Annotated in this window: 18 protein-coding genes; 11 read left to right on the forward strand and 7 right to left on the reverse strand. The window is 40.7% G+C overall.

The features are described 5' to 3' along the window. Positions 1–20: 20 nt before the first annotated feature. From H5181_RS16335 to H5181_RS16350, 4 genes are all read left to right on the forward strand, one after another. Entirely contained in the window at positions 21–296 is a 276-nt protein-coding gene (locus tag H5181_RS16335) for an HPr family phosphocarrier protein (RefSeq protein WP_011638818.1), read from the forward strand. 494 nt (positions 297–790) lie between these two features. Next, on the forward strand, positions 791–2,155 hold the full coding sequence (mgtE, locus tag H5181_RS16340; protein WP_011638819.1) for a magnesium transporter: 1,365 nt from the start codon (positions 791–793) through the stop codon (positions 2,153–2,155). A gap of 518 nt (positions 2,156–2,673) precedes the next feature. Next, positions 2,674–2,826 (forward strand): hypothetical protein, encoded by a 153-nt coding sequence (locus H5181_RS16345; RefSeq protein WP_165871047.1) that lies wholly within the window; start codon positions 2,674–2,676, stop codon positions 2,824–2,826. Between the two features lie 19 nt (positions 2,827–2,845). Then, positions 2,846–3,097: a transposase gene (locus tag H5181_RS16350; protein WP_011638820.1), complete on the forward strand. Its 252-nt coding sequence runs from the start codon at positions 2,846–2,848 to the stop codon at positions 3,095–3,097. Between the two features lie 738 nt (positions 3,098–3,835). On the opposite strand, the gene H5181_RS16355 is transcribed toward H5181_RS16350, so the two are convergent. Then, positions 3,836–5,533 carry a bifunctional diguanylate cyclase/phosphodiesterase gene (locus H5181_RS16355; protein ID WP_220491819.1) on the reverse strand — a complete coding sequence of 566 codons (1,698 nt, stop codon included), beginning with the start codon at positions 5,531–5,533 and terminating at the stop codon, positions 3,836–3,838. Positions 5,534–5,536: 3 nt separating this feature from the next. Further along, positions 5,537–6,304 carry a response regulator gene (locus H5181_RS20600; RefSeq protein ID WP_220491816.1) on the reverse strand — a complete coding sequence of 256 codons (768 nt, stop codon included), beginning with the start codon at positions 6,302–6,304 and terminating at the stop codon, positions 5,537–5,539. A gap of 419 nt (positions 6,305–6,723) precedes the next feature. Here H5181_RS20600 and H5181_RS16360 point away from each other — a divergent pair, with 419 nt between their 5' ends. The 3 genes from H5181_RS16360 to H5181_RS16370 all read left to right on the forward strand — a co-directional run bounded on the left by H5181_RS16360 (position 6,724) and on the right by H5181_RS16370 (position 9,930). Continuing rightward, on the forward strand, positions 6,724–7,374 hold the full coding sequence (locus H5181_RS16360; RefSeq protein ID WP_182751534.1) for a hypothetical protein: 651 nt from the start codon (positions 6,724–6,726) through the stop codon (positions 7,372–7,374). A gap of 246 nt (positions 7,375–7,620) precedes the next feature. Beyond that, positions 7,621–8,598 carry an ABC transporter substrate-binding protein gene (locus H5181_RS16365; protein ID WP_165871048.1) on the forward strand — a complete coding sequence of 326 codons (978 nt, stop codon included), beginning with the start codon at positions 7,621–7,623 and terminating at the stop codon, positions 8,596–8,598. Positions 8,599–8,601: 3 nt separating this feature from the next. Beyond that, complete coding sequence (locus H5181_RS16370; protein WP_182751535.1) at positions 8,602–9,930, forward strand: diguanylate cyclase domain-containing protein; 1,329 nt, start codon at positions 8,602–8,604, stop codon at positions 9,928–9,930. Here H5181_RS16370 and H5181_RS16375 read toward each other — a convergent pair. Next, complete coding sequence (locus tag H5181_RS16375) at positions 9,900–10,454, reverse strand: hypothetical protein (protein WP_182751536.1); 555 nt, start codon at positions 10,452–10,454, stop codon at positions 9,900–9,902. The two genes, H5181_RS16370 and H5181_RS16375, sit on opposite strands and share 31 nt — an antisense overlap. Before the next feature lie 496 nt (positions 10,455–10,950). Here H5181_RS16375 and ubiD point away from each other — a divergent pair, with 496 nt between their 5' ends. The 3 genes from ubiD to H5181_RS16390 all read left to right on the forward strand — a co-directional run bounded on the left by ubiD (position 10,951) and on the right by H5181_RS16390 (position 13,919). After that, the gene (ubiD, locus tag H5181_RS16380; RefSeq protein WP_011638826.1) at positions 10,951–12,432 is read left to right on the forward strand and encodes a 4-hydroxy-3-polyprenylbenzoate decarboxylase; all 1,482 of its coding nucleotides are present in this window, start codon (positions 10,951–10,953) and stop codon (positions 12,430–12,432) included. Between the two features lie 81 nt (positions 12,433–12,513). Beyond that, entirely contained in the window at positions 12,514–13,212 is a 699-nt protein-coding gene (gene fre / locus H5181_RS16385; protein ID WP_011638827.1) for an NAD(P)H-flavin reductase, read from the forward strand. 128 nt (positions 13,213–13,340) lie between these two features. Beyond that, the gene (locus H5181_RS16390; protein WP_123883984.1) at positions 13,341–13,919 is read left to right on the forward strand and encodes a nucleoside triphosphate pyrophosphohydrolase family protein; all 579 of its coding nucleotides are present in this window, start codon (positions 13,341–13,343) and stop codon (positions 13,917–13,919) included. Positions 13,920–14,013: 94 nt separating this feature from the next. On the opposite strand, the gene H5181_RS16395 is transcribed toward H5181_RS16390, so the two are convergent. The 4 genes from H5181_RS16395 to uvrD form a co-directional block, all read right to left on the reverse strand. Next, positions 14,014–15,033 carry a hypothetical protein gene (locus H5181_RS16395; RefSeq protein WP_182751537.1) on the reverse strand — a complete coding sequence of 340 codons (1,020 nt, stop codon included), beginning with the start codon at positions 15,031–15,033 and terminating at the stop codon, positions 14,014–14,016. A gap of 150 nt (positions 15,034–15,183) precedes the next feature. Beyond that, entirely contained in the window at positions 15,184–16,101 is a 918-nt protein-coding gene (locus H5181_RS16400; protein ID WP_182751538.1) for an alpha/beta hydrolase, read from the reverse strand. Positions 16,102–16,134: 33 nt separating this feature from the next. Continuing rightward, positions 16,135–16,995 (reverse strand): 4-hydroxybenzoate octaprenyltransferase, encoded by an 861-nt coding sequence (gene ubiA / locus H5181_RS16405; RefSeq protein ID WP_182751539.1) that lies wholly within the window; start codon positions 16,993–16,995, stop codon positions 16,135–16,137. A gap of 37 nt (positions 16,996–17,032) precedes the next feature. Then, positions 17,033–19,216 (reverse strand): DNA helicase II, encoded by a 2,184-nt coding sequence (gene uvrD, locus H5181_RS16410; protein ID WP_011638834.1) that lies wholly within the window; start codon positions 19,214–19,216, stop codon positions 17,033–17,035. 434 nt (positions 19,217–19,650) lie between these two features. Here uvrD and H5181_RS16415 point away from each other — a divergent pair, with 434 nt between their 5' ends. After that, on the forward strand, positions 19,651–20,529 hold the full coding sequence (locus H5181_RS16415; protein WP_011638835.1) for a LysR family transcriptional regulator: 879 nt from the start codon (positions 19,651–19,653) through the stop codon (positions 20,527–20,529). Positions 20,530–20,585 lie beyond the last annotated feature (56 nt).

A 20,585-nucleotide genomic window follows, 5' to 3' on the forward strand; every position in this document is an offset into this window, starting at 1 on the left:
GTGAGCATAGGATCGCGTCAATGATCAAACTTGAACGCCAAGTGACCATTTCAAATAAATTGGGATTACATGCCCGCGCAGCAACAAAACTCGCAGTATTAGCTGCGGATTTTGATGCTAACATCACCTTAACTCAAGGTGAAAAAAATGCCAGCGCTGCAAGTGTGCTGGGGTTATTAATGCTTGAAAGTGGTATTGGTAAAATGATTACTGTTACTGCTCAAGGCCCTGATGCTGAAGTGGCATTAAACGCAGTGTGTGATCTCATTAATGCTAAATTTGATGAATCTTGTTAATTTTTAATCGAATTAAATTTATAAATAGCCTGTAATTTGTGAATAGCTGCAGTTACTCATGTTTTAAATAACCGTTATCCTTATTGCATGCGGTCTCTACTAACCAAACTGTCACGACATTGATGATCACCAATAGACATCAGTCCCTCAAAAATATTAGCCCTTAGGTTTATCTCATGCAGTTGATGCCAATCTCATTAGTATCATTCCATTCTGCGGGAGTTTAGTGTTTAACATGATAAAGACAGAGCCGCTTCTAGCAACGGATCCAGTGTAATTCTGCTTCCGTGAAGTGGTACGTCTATAGTATGTAAAGCAGCATTGGCTGCTGCAGAATTTCACCGCAGAAGTATTTAAGTATTCTCTTTCTGCATTTCATCGTCTTACGTAAAGACAGCTATTTCTGCATTTATACGCCTTGAACTGTACAACCTGAGAAACCCAGAATAATTACATACTGAATAATATAAGTATGACGAATAGGAAGTAGATATATGGGTAAAGAGTACCTAGACAATGAGATAACAGAACAACGTCTCAATCAACTGGTTCAAGCGCTAGACAGCGGCCTGTTTGTTCACGCCCGTAACATGCTACATACCATGTCACCTAACGATGTCGCCCTTATTCTCGAATCATCACCGCCCAAAAATCGTCAGGTGTTATGGCAACTTATTGATCAACAATATGCTGGTGAAATTCTTGATGAATTAGGCGAAGAACTTAAAGACTCCCTAATTAGCAGCATGACCCCAGAGAAGCTTGCCCAGGCCACAATAGGCATGGATACAGATGATCTCGCCTATATTCTTCGTAGTTTACCCGATGATGTTTACAAGAAAGTACTCAAATCAATGCGAAGCCAAGACAGAGATAGAGTAGAGCAAGCATTGCGTTACCCGGATGATACTGCCGGCAGTATCATGAATACCGATACCGTCACCCTACGGCCAGATGTCAATATCGAAGTGGTATTACGCTATTTACGACAACGGGGACATTTACCCGATACAACGGATACGTTATATGTCGTTGACCGCCAAGATCATGTTTTAGGCGGGGTAAGATTAGCCGATTTACTCACATGCGATCCAAGCGTAACAGTCCGCAGTATTATGGACACAGAATTAGAAAGTATTCCTGTAGAGATGTCTGACAAAGATGTGGCTCAAAAATTTGAACGAATGGATTGGATATCTGCCCCTGTCGTCGACAGCCAAGCAAAATTACTTGGCCGAATTACTATCGATGACGTTATTGATGTGATCCGCGAAGATGCCGAACATTCAATGATGGGAATGGCTGGTATGGATGATGATGAAGATACCTTTGGGCCAGTGCTCAAAAGTACTCTAAGACGCTCTCTATGGCTGACCATCAATTTATTTGCTGCATTACTAGCCTCATCTGTGAGTAATATGTTTGAAGGCACTTTGGAGCAATTTGCCACCATCGCGATTTTAATGACCATAGTACCAAGTATGGGTGGAGTTGCAGGCAATCAAACTTTAGCACTAGTGATCCGTGGTATTGCACTTGGGCATATTGGCCAAAGTAACTCGCGTTGGTTAATCGGCAAGGAACTAGGCATCGGATTATTGAACGGCATAATGTGGTCTATTTTGGTATTTTTTGCGGTATGGCTTTGGAAAGATGACATCGCATTAGGAGGGCTAATTGGCAGTGCCATGCTGATTAACATGACGGTAGCAGGCTTTGCTGGCGCCACCATCCCAATAATGTTAAAAAAATTAAATATAGACCCAGCGCTCGCAGGTGGCATGGTGTTAACCACAGTAACCGATGTCGTTGGCTTATTTGCATTTTTAGGCCTAGCCACACTATTTTTAATGAACTAGTTCATTGATTTAACTCTTATGTATCATGTCATCCGTTAATTGCGCAGCCTAGCGCAATTTTACGGACGTCGACGACGCTTCTATACGCATAAGGCTTTTTTCACACATAAACTCATTCACCGAGTGCTTAGCTCTCTGATAATCTTTACGGCCATATTCTCAGCCCCACTTTGTTAACGTTTCTCCAATCATCAACTGGCAACAACTCACTCAACGATAACCTTGAATTCATCTTGTCATTAAGGTGACCTTTTTTTGCCATATTTGTCGTCCATACTGCGCGACGACAATGACAACCGTAATGGGTTGTCGGCAGAGCACGCTCACCAAATTAGTGCAATTGCACCAATTTGGCTGAAAGCTTAAAAATAACAAAACCACACAAAACACATAACCATATGATAAATAACAACTAAAAATATTTATCAAAGTTGGCACAAGCTTTCCATATAAGAATATATACCCATTAAGTAGTAGTTTATTTTTTAAGCAATCCATTGTAACTATAGGAGATAGCGATGAATAAAATAACCGTAAAACGTAGCATTATATCGATAAATGTCATGGTAAATAATGTCATTGCACAATGCCGTCAAAACATTTTTTTCTTAGCACATCTCGGTTGCAGTCAGTGGGATGAAGTTGAAACTCGCTCAGGTAAACATAGATAAATCAGAAGGAAATTATTTGATGAATATGTCAAATGCGAGACAATATCCAGTCGACTTACAGAGACAAGTGATTAATGAAGTCAAAAACCATAATCGATTATTATCCGACGTAGCAAAACAATATGGTGTGTCGGCTAAAACTGTTTATCAATGGGTCAGAAGTAATGATAGTCGCCAAACAGAAAACAAAGGCGCGATCGTATCAGAAATAGCCTATTTACAACAAAAGATTGCCCAGTTAAGTCAACAATTACAAGCTATGGCAAGTTAGTAACATAAAACCGTTTTTGGCAAGGATGTTTGATCGTATTAACAACTCGTCCCCCAGCAAGTTGATAACACAGCAACAAACATTCTAATAAAAATAAGCGCAAAATATCTTGCATCCTTGCCGCTTTATCGCTCTACCGTTAGCCGTTAAGGGCGACTGCTAACACAACAGTTCAGGCGTTATTGGGTCCCCAGACTCTATTAATCCAATAACGTCATTTTTATTAGGTATTTTAGCTTTCGCCATTGACGGCGCTACTGTCACCATTAGTGGAACTAAGTATCAAAAACGTTTTGGCAAGGATGTTTGACCGTGTCAACAACTCGTCCCCCAGCAAGTTGATAACACACAGCAACAAACATTCTAATAAAAATAAGCGCAAAATATCTTGCATCCTTGCCGCTTTATCGCTCTACCGTTAGCCGTTAAGGACGACTGCTAACATAACAGTTCAGGCGTTATTGGGTCCCCAGACTCTATAATCTAATAACGTCATTTTTATTCCGGCCTCTGGCTGACAAGCTCAAAACAATAATAATCACGAGCTTGACAACACTCTGGAGCATCAATTGGTATAGGTTGATAGCATTGGAGTGTTGGATACCCCAGTGGCATAAATATAACCACAGACAATGCAAACAAAAGCCCCAACGCAAAGGATGCAATGGGGCTTTTTCATTTCTATTAACTCAAAAGCGGCTCAAATTAAGCCAATCACCGCTTTTTCATTAATGTAAGTTACACTTCTAGCACATTATTTTGTGATATAAAGGCTTCAAAATCAACGGTGCTGAGTGGGCGACTAAACAAATAACCTTGGCCCATAAAACATCCCAATTCAACTAATGCGTGGCTTTGCTCTTTAGTTTCAACACCTTCGGCAATTAGCACTAACCCCATCGATTTGCCCAATGAAATAATCGTCTTCACAATTTCATAATCGTGCTTATTGTTGAGCATGTCTTTCACAAACGACATATCAATTTTCATTACATCAACATTAAACTTTTTCAAATAGGCCAAGCTGGAATAACCAGTACCAAAATCGTCAATAGCAATCTTAATCCCTAATGATATTAACTCACTCAACTTGTTTTGCATGTCCGCTGCATCAATCATCAATGCAGTTTCGGTAATTTCCAATTCAAGTAAATGCGCCGGTAAATTATGGTCCAATAGTGCTTTCTTGATCATACCGGCTAAGTCGGGATCAGCAAACTGTGCCGCGGCCACATTCACCGAGATAGGAATCGTATGGCCCATTTCTAACCAACGTTTAGCTTCAGCGCAAGCCTTATTAAGCACTTGTTTACCTAGCATAATAATTAAACCGGACTCTTCCGCTAATGGAATAAACTCTGCGGGAGAGATAAGCTCACCCTCATCATTGGCCAGTCTAACGAGAGCCTCAGCACCAATAATAATGTTTGTCTGTAAATCAATTTTAGGTTGATAATGCACAAAAAGTTCATCATTAATTAATGCTTTTCTTAAGCGAGTCTCTAAATGATGGCGCTCCATAAGCGAACTTTCTAAATCATGCGAGAAAAAGCAGAAGCGATTTCGGCCTTCCTGTTTGGCACGGTACATTGCCACGTCCGCGTGTCTCATTAATTCCTCGGCATCTACAGCATCATTTGGGAACACACTAACACCAATACTTATCGACACATTAAACTTCTGATTATCAAGAACAAAAGGTTCATGCATCGCTTCAACTAATGTAGATGCTAATTGCGAAGAAGCCTCAACAGAGCGAGTCTCGCTCATTAAAATCACAAATTCGTCACCACCTAATCTCGCCAATGTATACGATGCAGGTATTAACGAGCGGATTCGTCTTGCCATCATACAAATGAGCTCATCACCATATTGGTGGCCTAAGGAATCATTAAGGTATTTAAAATGATCAATATCAATTAATAGTGCAGCAGCTTTGGTGCCATAAGATCTTGCTGTAGAACACGCGACGCTTAACCTATCTTGAAGTAATATCCGATTAGGTAAATCAGTTAACTGATCATGGTTGGCTAAATGGCTCATTTTCATCGCCATCGCCATCGCTTCACTCACATCATGAAACACCATAATGGCGCCAATCATTTCACCATTTTCATTACGGATTGGAGCGGCTGAATCCTCCACATAAAAAACATGCCCTCCACGTGAAGTAAGTAGGCTGTTTAGCGCCATTGCCACAATGCGCTGCTCGCGAAGAGCTAAATATAACGGGTTCAATAATGGCTGCTGAGTATCAGAATCTTTCAAATGCATAACATCTTCAATTTTTTGATGTAATGCATCTTTTAACCGCCAACCTGTCATGCGCTCCGCAATTGGGTTCATAAAAGTAATAAGCCCTCTTGTGTCAGTCGCAATAACAGCATCACCAATAGAATTGAGTGTTACTCGAAGACGCTCCTTTTCAGAGTACAGCGCCTACTTTGCATGCTTTACTTCAGAGACGTCAACAACAGTAACCAAGTAGCCATCGACTCCAGCACTTGATTTCATTTTGGACTGAAAGACTTCATAAAAGCTCATACCGTCACGGTTAGGGACGGTGACAATGTACTTTAATGCATCTGAGGTAATATGACGGTGATGATTTAAAATTGCATTGCTGAGCGCTTCAGGAAAAATAGTCGAAATATGCTTGTTTTTAATATCACCGACCAAGCTATCAAACCATAAACCAGTGTTGTCATTACTAAATAAATTCTGACCTAAATCATCCCAATAAGTAATAAGCATAGGGACTTGATTAACTAATTGTTGTAACTCTTCTTTAGCTTTAATAATTAGTTGGTTTTGTTGTCTAAATTTAAGTTGTGTATGAACCCTTAAGCAACATATAGAAGCGTTAAAAGGTTTAGTAATAAAATCGACTCCACCACTTTCTAGCGCTAACCTTTCAAATTCAGGCTCTGTGTGGCCGGTAATAAAAATAATTGGAATATCGCTAGATAATGGATTAGCTTTGAGTGCACGACACACTTCCCATCCATCCATGTCAGGCATCTCAATATCGAGTAAAATGACATCAGGCTTAATTTTATCCACTAACGCGAGTGCATTAGTGCCAGACTCTGAAAAAAAGATATTGCCAAGAGGCGACAAAATATCTTCCAGCATGAATATATTTTGAATATTATCGTCAATAATCAGAATTTTATAAACAGTATTGGTTAAACCCGATAACAACATATAAAAATAACTCCCTTATTTTCAGCTAGATAACATCCATTTAATCTTAAGGTTATCTGCAACCAACATACATTTATAATAGCTTAATTTTTTTACGTCTATCAATAATAGGCAGCAACGTAACCCACTACCTTAATCTAATGAAAACAAAAACTACATAATAAGTACATTATGCTAACTCAGTCGATACCAAATGTACTTGATCATAAAAGATATGAATACGCAAAAACGACATAAACACAAAAATGGTACACTGTTGCGTAAAGGAATATATTTGGACTGCATGTATCCAACGTGCATCTTAATATCTGCCTACACACAAGCGCGACAATATTCAGATAGACAAAAGGGTTATCGTTATTGAGAGGCAGCTGAAACACTCATAGGTAAAATAGGTAGACTAATTAGATGAGTTTGCAATGAAAATGAGTAAGACTGAACGACATATCACACTATTTTGTGCAGAGCATCAGCTTGAATATCACCAGGTTGTTAATCGTTTTAGTGGTAATAAGTCCACCTATTTCAAGTCTGTTCAGCTGTTTATTAATGACTTAACCTTGTACATCCAGCAAACCATGGCTTCGCCAAGCATTCCTGCGGACTTTGCACCTATGTTGCATACACTAAAAAGTTCTGCTGCTACTTTAGGTTTCACCGAATTAGCCTGCTACGCACGAAACCATGAAATTAAACTAGCACACTACTCTCCTACAGAATTTAGCCAATTTCATGGGATATTATTGGCGACATTAAGCACGAATAAAGAGCTGGCGATAATGCTGATTCCCTTGCTAGAAAAGGACTTACAAGCATCAAACAGCCAAAAGGACATGCCGATATTAGCAGTGAATAACGAATTTATTATGATATATGACACGCTAATGGAAGAAGTTAGTCACTATAATATGAATGCCATTAATACATTTGCTCAAATAGCAAAAACACTTAACCTCATAGCGCCACAACATATTGAATTATTAACACAATCGATTAACCAATTAAGGTTTCAACAAGCAGAAAATATATTAACAGAGATATATCCACGCATATTGGATATTCGAAAGTGACACAGACTGATCAAAGAAAATATAAGATATTGAAATTAAAGAACAAACAAAATATAAGCTTGATTTTTTTATTGATCATTATACATAAATTAACGTCATCACTCATACCTTAGTACTAACGCTATTGATTGATATTATTAAAAAATTCTTTTACTCGCTAAAATTTCACATCAAAAAAAAATACATTCGCTACACTTAACCTTATTAACTCCTTATTGAAGTATCTTTATGATCAAAGTGTTGAACATGTTTATCTTGGCTTTCATGCTAATCGGCATTGCCAGTTGTGACCTTGGCACAAGCAAATCACTTACTGCTTCAGCCCTAAAAGACCCCATTAAAATTGCGGTATCTGGCACACCACTTTCAGCACCTTTTTTTATTGCACAACAACAAGGTTACTTTAGAGCAAATGGGCTTAATGTTGAGCTAGTGAGATTCGACAGCGGAGTGAAATGCTTTGACGCCCTTAAGAATAAACAAGTTGACCTCGCCACTGCATCAGAAACTGTGGTCATGTTTAATAGCTTTAAACAGACAAACTTTTCCGTACTAGCCAGTTTTGTCGAATCAGATAATGATCTAAAACTACTTAGCTTAACACCACAAAAGTATCAACAACTGGATAATCTAGCCCACGCACGCATAGGCATTGTAAAAGGCAGTGCCAGCGAGTTTTTCTTCGATAGTTTATTGATCATGTATAACAAAACTCAGCAACCAATCGAGCGAATATATTTACCTGCTGAGCAGCTTATTCCGGCGTTATTAAATAATGAGGTTGATATTATTTCAGCTTGGGAACCCTTAAGTTATTTGTTAACGCAAAAAGTCCACTCAAATACCAACGTCATCAGCAGTCGCGGTCTATACCACTTATCGTTCAACTTAATCGAGCTTAAAGAGACAAGGCTATCAACTACAGAAAAGTTAGCGCTACTCAAATCAATTAATGACGCAACAGATTATATTCATACACATCCAGAGCTTGCTCAGACAAAAATTAGCCGTGTGTTGGATATCGATCCGTCCCAACTTAGTTATTCTTGGAATGACTATAGTTTTCGTTTATCACTCAGTAATGCACTCTTTTCTAACATCCAAACTCAAAGCCAATGGGCAATTGATAATAAATTAGTCTCTGAAGAGAATAGTGTTGATTTCAGGCAGATTTTTGATCGAAAATTGTTTGAAAAGTTTATCAGTTTAGAGGCTGGGTGGTAATTTATGATGTTATCTAAGCGCCTAAAACTCACCGCTATACTGTGTTCACTGCTTACATTAATTGTCGGCTTGTCATTGATACAAGTTCACTATTATCAACAACAAATATACCGCCAACTCAATTACTCAATGAAGTTACAAATCAACATTGATAGTTTACGTAGTCAACTGTGGCTTTACCAAGAGTATACAGATGACCAGGGGTTATCTGAGTTAAATATACGCCAAGCTGAGCTGGCTAAAAACCTTTCAGAAGACATTCAATGGGGTACACAACAAAAACTCATTATTGGAAACCTGAATAGACTGAATACCAATATTAGAGCACTTATTAATACTCAAAATAGCTTCCATAGTAAACAAGTAGATGTGTCATCAACCCTCACTGCTGAACGATTATTTAAAGCAAAATACAGCATGGTTATTGAAGAAATGACCGAAGAAATGTTTAATCTTCATCAATTATCGATTAAACAAGCGAAACAAAAACAACAAACGTTATTATTCCTTGTGGGAGTGGTGCTATTAATATTAGCGATTATGGTTACCGCATGGTCTTTTATGACGCTCATTCGTTTTAAGAAAGGGTTAGCTTCACTCAACCAAGGCATGGAAGCGCTTGCTGCTGGAGACCTAAAGAGTCAAATTAATTTCAGTGATACCGATGAGTTATCTGCGCTCGCCCAAAACTTCAATAGAATGAAACTATCACTTGCTCAAATTACCGTTAAAAAGGATGAATTAAAGCAAGAAGTAGACAGCCAAACCCGTAAATTAATTGAACAACAAGACCAACTCATTTTCTTAGCTGAACATGATGAATTAACCGGTATTTATAACCGTCGCGCATTTATAAAACAAATTGATACTGCTATAGCAAGGGATTTACGTGGAGAGAATCAAGCAGCACTATTATTTATTGACCTTAATAAATTTAAAAATATTAACGACACTCTTGGCCATAGCATTGGTGATGAAGTGATCATGACCATTGCAAAACGTTTGGTTAACAGTCTACGCGCTACCGATATAGTGGGCAGACTCGGCGGCGATGAATTTATCGTTTGGCTTGATATGCTCCCAGAGCCAATCGATATAGAACATAAAATAAACCAGCTATTAACCAATATTAAGCAACCGATCATTATTGGGAAGCATACTTTAGAAGTTGGCGCCAGTATCGGAATTAGTGTACTGCCAGAACATGGTTTAAATAGCCGAGAACTCATCACTGCAGCCGATACAGCTATGTACCAGGCTAAAGCAGACCATAGCATTGAGTATTGTTTCTATGCAGGCAGCTATGGAGTCTCTACTTTGGCAACCTCATAGGTTTGAGTGTTCCAGTCAAAATAATATTCAACTCCTTGCCATTCATAAACGGTACCGTTTGCGCGCTGAATCACTTTGGCATTTTCAGGTAAACGACTTAACCCAGAAGCATATTGAACTTGGGTGGTAGTTCGCTGCGGCGCAGATATCACTATAGGTTCAACGACTTGATAGCTTTGGATTGGTGCAACATTAACTGTTCGATAAGGATAAAAATTATCGTTACTGCGACGATACTCATCTATACCCCAGCGATTGTCATATCGACTGCCATAACCATTATATCGACTAAGCCCGATATTCGGTCCCCATATGCTATTCCAACCCAATCCCCAGCGCCATGGGTCACGGTAATGCGAAGAATGACGTCGACCTTCATGTTGATAACCTACCGAATGCGACACTCTATTGCCTAGAGCAATATCCAATGGCACTTTCGCCTGCACAGAAACCGTCAAGCTGCATAATAAACAAACGCCACTCCCAAAAGAGCATAGCAACACAGGGAATCTATTAATCGGCATACATCATCTCCAGCACATTATCGACATCCACAAGTTTACGCTAAGTCTAGTTAAAGTCGATATCCGTTATGACTCTGAAATGATAGGCCCACTCAATTATTATTCACACCTATATATTCACACCTATAACCATCATTCACTCCAATAATCAAACAACTTAGAGAATTTCCTTCACTCGATAAACTCTCAATTGATGCCTCCTGAATTGATGTAATTATTATATTGGTATTAACGCTTACAGCCTTTCAAAATCATTCGTTAATAATCAGTGGCAGTTAATGGCGTGACACAATAGCCTTAGGTAGGTAGCTACCTGATGAAATTATTAAATGACATTCAGATAGTTACTCTCAAATGCAAAGAACTATTATGCAACCTAACCAGTATTGAAAGCCGCTAACCAATACCAATTTATATGGATTGGTATTAACCCTATATTAGAAAAATGATATAGTGCGCGCCATATTGGTTTGGATTTGATTTACAGGCGGTAAACATGAGTTTTAAAGATTTACGCAGCTTCATCGATCATTTGGAAAAAAATGGCGAGTTAAAGCGCATTAGCTACCCTGTTGACCCTCATTTAGAAATGACAGAGATCGCCGATCGTGTTTTACGATCTGGAGGCCCCGCACTGTTATTTGAAAATCCGACCAATCATACAATGCCAGTACTGGTTAACTTATTTGGTACGCCTAAACGTGTTGCTATGGCATTGGGTAAAGACGATCCTTTGGCTTTGCGAGAAGTCGGTGAGTTATTAGCATTTTTAAAAGAACCCGAGCCACCTACAGGCTTTAAAGATGCCATCGCCAAAATCCCCATGTATAAGCAAGCATTAAATATGCCGCCTAAAACAGTGCGTAATCCGCCTTGTCAGCAAGTGGTAAAAACTGGTGATGAAGTCGACTTAACCTCGTTGCCAATCCAACATTGCTGGCCTGGAGATGTCGCCCCATTAGTGACTTGGGGACTCACTATCACCAAAGGGCCGCGTCAGAAAAGACAAAATTTAGGTATTTATCGTCAACAGTTATTAAGTAAAAACAAGCTGATTATGCGCTGGCTTGATCATCGTGGCGGCGCTTTAGATTTTAAAGACTTTAAACAGCTCCATCCTGGAGAGCGTTATCCTGTCGTAGTGGCATTAGGTAGCGATCCAGTGACCATTTTAGGTGCTGTCACTCCTGTGCCAGACTCCATGAGTGAATATGCCTTTGCAGGTTTACTGCGCGGCGAACGAACTGAAGTCTGTAAAGCCATTAGCTGCGATCTTGAAGTGCCAGCCACCAGCGAGATTATTCTTGAAGGTTATATTGACCCTGAAGAGACAGCAGTAGAAGGTCCATACGGCGATCATACTGGCTACTATAACGAAACCGACTCATTCCCAGTATTTACCGTGACTCACATTACTCACCGTAAAGATGCCATTTACCATAGTACCTATACCGGGCGTCCACCTGATGAACCGGCCATGTTAGGCGTGGCATTGAACGAAGTATTTGTACCTATTTTACGTAAGCAGTATCCAGAAATTATTGATTTTTACCTGCCGCCTGAAGGTTGTTCATACCGCATGGCTGTGATTTCAATCCGTAAGCAATATCCCGGCCATGCTAAGCGTGTCATGATGGGGGCGTGGTCGTTCTTGCGCCAGTTTATGTATACCAAATTTATCGTTGTCGTTGATGACGATGTCAATTGCCGTGATTGGCAAGATGTTATTTGGGCTATTACTACACGAATGGATCCTATTCGCGATACCATGATGGTAGATAATACTCCGATTGATTATCTTGATTTTGCCTCACCCGTTGCCGGTTTAGGATCTAAGATGGGTTTAGATGCCACTAACAAATGGCCTGGTGAAACCACGCGAGAATGGGGAACCCCTATCGTGATGGATGAAAAGACAAAACAGAGAATTGACCAAATTTGGGATGATCTCGGCATACAGGATATGCCAACATTGTAACTACAGTGATCCGAACAGGACGTAAATAGCTATAATTAACTCGTTGATAAAAAAATTATAAAAGGGTTTAAAGGACGTTAGATGAAAACCATTCGTTGTCAGATTGAAAAAGTCACCCCGTTTAATGACGCTGTATACCAAGTGTTCCTTAAACCCGAAGCAGCCTTTGATTTTAAGGCTGGTCAATACCTAACTGTGGTCATGGGTGAAAAAGACAAACGTCCTTTTTCTATCGCTTCCGCGCCTAATGCAGCGTTAATTGAATTGCATATTGGTGCCGCGGTTAGCGAAAGTTATCCAATGCAAGTTGTTGAACGCCTACAAACAGCGACACATATTGATATTGAAGCACCCGCTGGCGACGCATTTTTACGCAGCGATAGCCACAGACCACGTATTTTAATTGCGGGCGGCACGGGTTTCTCATACATAAAAAGTATCGTTGAAGCACAGATTGCTAACGGCGAAACCATTAATACTAAATTGTATTGGGGTTGCCGTAACGAAGAAGCCATGTACTATCAAGACATCGCTCGTCAATGGCATGCTGATCATTCGTGGTTAGAGTTTATTCCAGTAGTAGAACTTGCTGACGGTAATTGGGAAGGTAAAAAAGCTAATCTGCTCGAACAAATAAAGCAGGACTTTGTTAGCTTAAACGGTTACGACATCTATATTGCGGGTCGCTTTGATATGGTAGGAGCTGCACGCGAGTTGTTTCGCGAGCTAGGTATTGAAGAAGCCCATTTATATGGTGATGCCTTCGCATTTATCAAATAAGCTTTTCCAAAAATGATTAAAACCGGCTATTTTGCCGGTTTTTTTTATAGGTAGATCTACTGATTGCCTTTGTATTCCATGGCTCATTTCTTTAAAATTAGCGCACATTTATTACGTAAGGTACTCCAATGAAACTCAGTCAACTCACCCAGCCTATCTATGACCATTTATATCGTGATATTTTTGAGTTCCGCAGTACTTTTGATTTACCGGTTAACGACAATGCTAGCCTAGACGACAAAGCTGATACCTTACACACCTCATTAATTATTGAAGAAATGACCGAGCTTGCAGAAGCTGACTCTCGCATGGAACAAGCTGATGCGATTGTTGACTCAGTTTACGTTTTAATGGGCCGTTTAGTGCACATAGGTGCGTCTCAGGTAAGCGATCGTCTAGAGATAAGCTATCTTATCGATTTGTTGCTTAACGTGGCTAAAAACCGCGACATAGACTTTATCCAATGCTGGGATGAAGTGCACTCAAGCAACATGAGCAAAGTGTGCCGTAACCAGCAAGAATTGGATGAAACCATCGCCTTTTACGCCAAACAAGGTGTTGAGATTGTCGGTAGCACTAAAGGCGAGTTTATTATTGCTAAGTGCGCTAAAGATGTCGATATGGCAGGAAAAGTAGTACGCCAAGGCAAAGTATTAAAATCAGTTTATTATCGCCCTGCAGACTTAACCACATTAGTGCGAGATTAATCGGTAAATCAGCTACTGAATTTTCACTTGGTAGTATTGATTTACCCATAAAAAATGCGCTTTTATCAGCGCATTTTTTTATGGGATTTTTCAGTTATGCAGCCACCGAAACTTTGCTTTTGTTCAGCGCCTGAATTAATCGCTGCGGATCATCTACACTCAAATGCACCGTCTTCATCGGTTCGGGCAATTGACCCATACCACCATGATAAATGACCGGACGGTTTAAGGTAATAGTGACATTACTCTGCCCACGGCCAATAATAATGGTTTCTGGCTCATCTTTATTTAATTCAGTTGATTGTTGATCAGCGACACTGGCAATATCGGCAATGTTCACTACCATAAATCCCCATAATGAATTATTAATTACTAAGTTATCTCTGATTAAATACAAAGAATAATAACGTGATAGCCGATGGTTAGCCACGATAGACATTAAGGTATAGGCAATAATGCTCGAGACAATTATCGCCACCCACTCGCTCCATGAAACCAGTAATAAATAACTGCCACAAGATGCAGCGATGCAACCCATTAGCATAAGCCACACATGCCAGCGCGTTGCACTAATGAGGTTAATATTGGCGATGGCCGCCGGATGATGACGTGAAAACCAAGGAATTGAATAAAACCAGTTAGTCGCCTCACTGGCCATGATAAGTGCGATAGTTAAGCTTTTTTCATCGCCATCTCGATACGTTTCTACCGCCCCGACTCTAGGATCGCCCTTAAGCTTTCGCACCTTAATCAAGCCACGAACAACACTCACCACCAAATACAATTCAATGACCAGCAACACTGCAATAATCGGATAGCGTAACCAAGCAATAAACTCAAAATAGTGCGCGACTTCGGCAGGAAAACTTAACCGAGCAACTAAGCTGCTTAAACTGAAAATAACTATCAATTTCCACAGCTTCTGACCACCCATTTTAATAATGCAATACCAGTAGCTCAGTGGCAGTAACACAAAATACAATGCACAAATAAGGTATAACGACCACTTGTCAGCGTCGCTTGTTAACGACTCTGGTGTCCACTGAACGCCTATCACAAAGCTCAACACCATTAAGGCTAAAAAGGCTAACCGATACTTTACCGTGGCTCTCATTGAATACTTATCCCTGTATATGTTATTAACCCACGCATATTATTGTGAATATAAACGTGAAGATACAAGTTGTTAACATATCAGCAAACATTAGTTTCACTGCTATTGATTGACGCAAAAATTGTTACTAAAAATTGCCGTAAATGGGTATCAAGATAAGTTGCGCTTAAACAGCCAAGTTAAACCATGAATGGCGGTGGTAGGAAAAGCCATAGAATGATCGGCCTCAGGGATAAGCAGCAGCTTGAGTGCTAAGTCACCAGATTGCGCCGATGGATGGGATTGGAGGAGTTTAAAAAAAGCCTGCGCATCAGCCACCATATGATGATTATCGGTATAGGGTGGCTTTTCTAATTCGCCAATGCCAATAAACACCTTGGCAGATATGGCCGGTGTTTGACTAAAACGCTGCACAAACTGCTGCAACAATTGTTTATTGTCAAACCACAGAGATGGACTGCCTAATACGTAATACGCAAATAGCCTTGGCTGTTCTAATAAAATATAAGCACCCAATAACCCGCCTAGCGAATTACCCACAAAGGTGTTTTGTTGGGTATCGACCCGATAGTTTTTTTCAACGAAGGGCATAACAACCTGACTGATATAAGCAACGTGTCGCTTGGCCTCGCCAGTGGGTAGTTTCCAACTCGCATCGTGACTTGGGGTATAGTCGCGGATCCGACTCGCCGAACCTTTGCTTGGCCTCTGATAGCCTATGGCGACTAAAATAGCTTGCTGCATCAAGTTGCTGTTCATTGGAAATCGCGTCGCACCAGACACTACTTGCAAGCTATACATGGAGTCAGCCATGTATATCACTGGATATTGATGTGAACTATTTTGCTGGTATTTTTTGGGGAGCTTGATCATCACTTGATAGTCACGATCGCCATCTTTAAGCACAAATTGGCGGGTACGAGGAATATTGACTACTGCAGCGGTGGAATGCACATCGACAGCGTTGCTTGTTAAGTCAGCCAGTACAGCATCATTGTTAGCTGACGCACTGGCTAGAGATAACCCACAACACATTATCGCGCCGATTAACCTATAAATTGTTTTCATGCATCCCTGCCCTATGGTAATAAACCACAAACGTTAAATCATATAATCCAGCGCAAGTGTAATAAACAGTACCATTCCGGCCCAGTTATTATTTAAAAAGGCTTTAAAACATGACGCACGTTCACGACCAAAAATTAATCGTTGCTGATACACGGCAAAACCAATAAAGCTGATAATGCCCAAGCCATAAATAACCCCACGGTCGGCCACCAGCCCAGCCATTACAAAACACCCTAGTGCAGCAAGTTGAAACACACCGATAATTTGTCGATCAAAGCGACCGAATAAAATAGCCGTTGATTTAATGCCGACTTTTAAGTCATCGTCACGGTCGACGATGGCATACATGGTGTCGTACGCAACCGTCCAACACCAATTGGCCATAAATAACCACCACGCTTCAACAGGCACTTCACCAAGTTGAGCGGCATAAGCCATTGGAATTGACCAACTCCACACAATGCCCAAAAACATTTGTGGCATGTTGGTCACCCGTTTCATAAACGGGTACATCACCGTTAAAATAATCCCCACCACAGATAACTGCACTACCAGTGGATTAAGCCATAATACCAAGCAAAACGCAGCCAAACCTAAGAGGGTAAATAGAGTCAGTGCCTCTTTAACAGACACTTCCCCCGACACCAACGGTCGCATACTCGTACGCTCTACATGAGCATCTAGTTTACGATCGGCAAAGTCATTAATAATGCAGCCATTGGCGCGCATAATAACCACGCCAACAATAAAGATTAACAGCACCTTAATATCTGGCAGCCCTTGAGCCGCTAACACCAGTGCCATTAAACACGGCCATAGCAGCAGCAAGGTGCCAATAGGCCTATCAATCCGCATTAATCGTGCATAAGCACGAAGTTTATCTTGCAATGACATTGGTGTCATCTCTCCATGATTTAGCAAGCGAAACACATTAACAACGCTCTAATTTGGCTAACGACACCAACAGCCATTTACTGCCAAAATCAACAAACTCGACCTGCACACGTCCTTTTTCACCAGAACCTTCAAAGCTAGTGACAACACCTTCACCAAACTTAAAGTGCTTCACTTTAGAACCCACTTTATGACCGGTGTCGTTAAAACCATGAGGTTTTTTAGTAGCAACCGTAGCCTTCGCAGGAAAACGCTGACTAACTGACGGCTTAACCTGAGCACGTATACGAATTTGTTCAACAAACTTTTCGGGAATTTCGTTAATAAACCGTGATGGGCTAGCATAATCTTCACGGCCATAAATACGACGAGACTCAGCATAACTGATGTACAGTTTTTGCATAGCACGGGTCATACCGACATAACACAAACGGCGCTCTTCATCTAAACGATCGCCTTCATCCAGTGCCATCTTACTCGGGAATAATCCTTCTTCAACGCCAGCCATAAACACCATTGGGAACTCAAGCCCTTTGGCTGAATGCAATGTCATTAACTGCACGGCATCGGTAAAGGCATCAGCCTGACCTTCGCCAGCTTCTAATGCTGCATGAGACAAAAAGGCATTAAGTTCGCCCATGTCTTCAAGTTCTTCAGGCATTTCAAAACTGCGCGCAGCAGTAACCAGCTCGTTTAAGTTTTCAATTCGCGCTTGGGCTTTCTCGCCTTTTTCGGCCTCGTACATGGTACGCAAGCCTGAACGATCAATCACATCATCAGCCATCCGGTACAGCAACATATCTGCCGTATCAGTTCGCATCGCAATAATCAGTTCCATAAAGCCATTGATGGCATTAGCGGCACGACCAGCAAGGACTTTTTCTTCGATTAAACTCACGCAAGCTTGCCACAGCGTCAGTTCATGCTGTCTGGCGGTTGAGCGTATAATATCCAAAGTACGATCGCCGATACCACGAGCTGGTGTATTCACCACACGCTCGAATGCTGCATCATCATTTTGGTTATTAATCAGACGCATATAGCCCATAGCATCTTTAATTTCTTGTCGTTCGAAGAAGCGCAGACCACCGTAAATACGATACGCTAACCCTTTGTGTAAAAAGGCTTCTTCTAATACTCGCGATTGCGCATTTGAACGATATAAAATGGCACATTCGCTCAAACTACCGCCCTTTTCATGCCAGTCGCTAATGCGTCCAACAATGAATTTGGCTTCATCCATTTCATTAAAGGCGCAATAAACCGAAATGGGTTCACCATCTTTATCTTCGGTCCATAACTCTTTGCCCAAACGATCTGGGTTATTGGCAATCACAGCGTTAGACGCATTCAAAATATTCGCTGTTGAACGATAATTTTGTTCTAAACGAATGGTGGTTGCGCCTGAAAAATCTTTTAAGAAACGATGTAAGTTTTCAATTTGTGCGCCACGCCAACCGTAAATAGATTGATCGTCATCACCGACAATCATCACATTGGCGGTATTACCGGCTAACACACGGATCCATGCATATTGAATCGCGTTAGTATCTTGAAACTCATCGACTAAAATATGACGGAAGCGTTCTTGATAATGTGCCAATAAATGCGGCTTATTGAGCCATAATTCATGAGCTCGTAATAAGATTTCGGCAAAGTCGACCAAACCTGCACGATCGCAAGACTCTTGGTAAACCTTATAAATATTCAGTAAATTCTGTTCAATCGGAAAGCCGCCCGCATCGATATGCTTTGGACGTAATCCTTGGTCTTTTTTGCCATTAATATAACCTTGGGCCTGACGAGGAGGATATTGCTTCTCGTCTAAATTAAGGCTTTTTAGAATACGTTTAAGTAAGCGTAACTGATCGTCAGAATCGATAATCTGGAAACTTTGCGGTAAATTGGCGTCTTGATAATGGGTTCGCAATAACCGATGCGCTAAACCATGGAAGGTACCGATCCACATCCTACCCATGTTAGTGCCCACAACCTTTTCCACCCGTTCACGCATTTCTGCCGCGGCTTTGTTGGTAAAGGTGACTGCCAAAATAGAATATGGACTTTGTTGTTCAACTTGCATTAACCACGCAATACGATGGGTTAATACACGGGTTTTACCACTGCCGGCACCCGCTAACACCAACATATTTGAAAGTGGCGCGCCGACTGCCTCACGCTGTTTATCGTTTAGGCCGTCTAATAATGATGATACGTCCATTTTTCCTCCCAGAAATCTGCGAGGCATTATATCTTAAATAGCGAGATAATGGCGTGCAATACTTCAGCTATTTTATGGCCGCTATCACCTTAGGTAACAAAGTGAGTCCATGGGCGACATTAATATCAAAGTCACTAAAATCACTTACTTGTGATGTTCTAACCGCGAAAATCATACCTAAATTGACAAAGCTGTAAGCGAAAATTACTATATAAAATAAACAATTAATTAATGTTAGCGTTAAGTAATTGGCCTAATAGTCAATTAAACACTCAAATTCATGACTAAAGAAACAAGATTACGTTTGTTATTTTTGTGGCGAGTCTGTTCGGTTAATATGTCGGTTTATGGTCGATATGTTCAATGCCATTAATACTAAAAAGCCCATTAAAATGGATTTATTACCCACAGTTTTTGCTGTATAGGTTGCCATATTGAATATCAAAGATTTAGAGCTATTCATTGCTGTAGCAAAGTTAGGCAGTTTTTCGAAAGCTGCAAAATCTTTTGATACTCGCAGAGCATTAGTCAGTCGCCGTATTGGAGAAATAGAAAAACAGCTCGGGGCACCATTATTTACTCGCACAACTAGAGTCATGGCCTTAACCTCTGCCGGTAGACAATATCTTGCTCAAATCGAACCACTGGTGAATCAATTAAATCATGCCGGATATGTGTTTAAACATCGCCATGATGAAGTACAAGGTAATTTACGCATTGGTTTATTGCCTTTCGTCGACAAGTTGATGGATGAATATATCGCTCACTTCATTCATGCGTATCCGCAAGTCCAATTAGAGGTGTTAATTGTGTCTGGTGGCAGTAAAGAGCTCAATCGTTTAGGGCTCGACTTGATTATTGATGTAGGTGAAGTTAACGGTGCCAACATTGCAGTACACAAGCTGACGACTTTTGAGCGTAAAATTTATGCTAGCCCCAGTTACCTAGAAAAGTCATCACTGATCGAAAATACCGATGACTTACAATATCATTCATTACTAGGTTTTAGAGATGCACATGGGCAACTAGAGCAGACCTGGCATTTTCAGCACGCAAACGTACCAACACATTATAAAGTTATCTGCAGCGACTTTAACTCGTTATATCACTTATGTTTAGCTGGGGCGGGTATCGCTTTATTACCTCATGTTATTGCTCACGAGGCGGTAAATCAGGGACGATTAATCAATGTTCTGCCGCAACACAGCATTGGCTTTGCCGACATCAGCTTGGCCTATTCTACCAAAAGTCCTCAATCGCCTGTGGCAAAGGCCTTTTGCGAACACTTACTTCGGGAGATGGTTCCCTGTTAAAACGATAAAAGCGGTAAAAGCGGTAAAAGCGGTAAAAGCGGTAAAAGCGGTAAAAG

It is taken from the genome of Shewanella sp. SG44-2 (assembly GCF_014164215.1).
Classification (GTDB): domain Bacteria; phylum Pseudomonadota; class Gammaproteobacteria; order Enterobacterales; family Shewanellaceae; genus Shewanella; species Shewanella frigidimarina.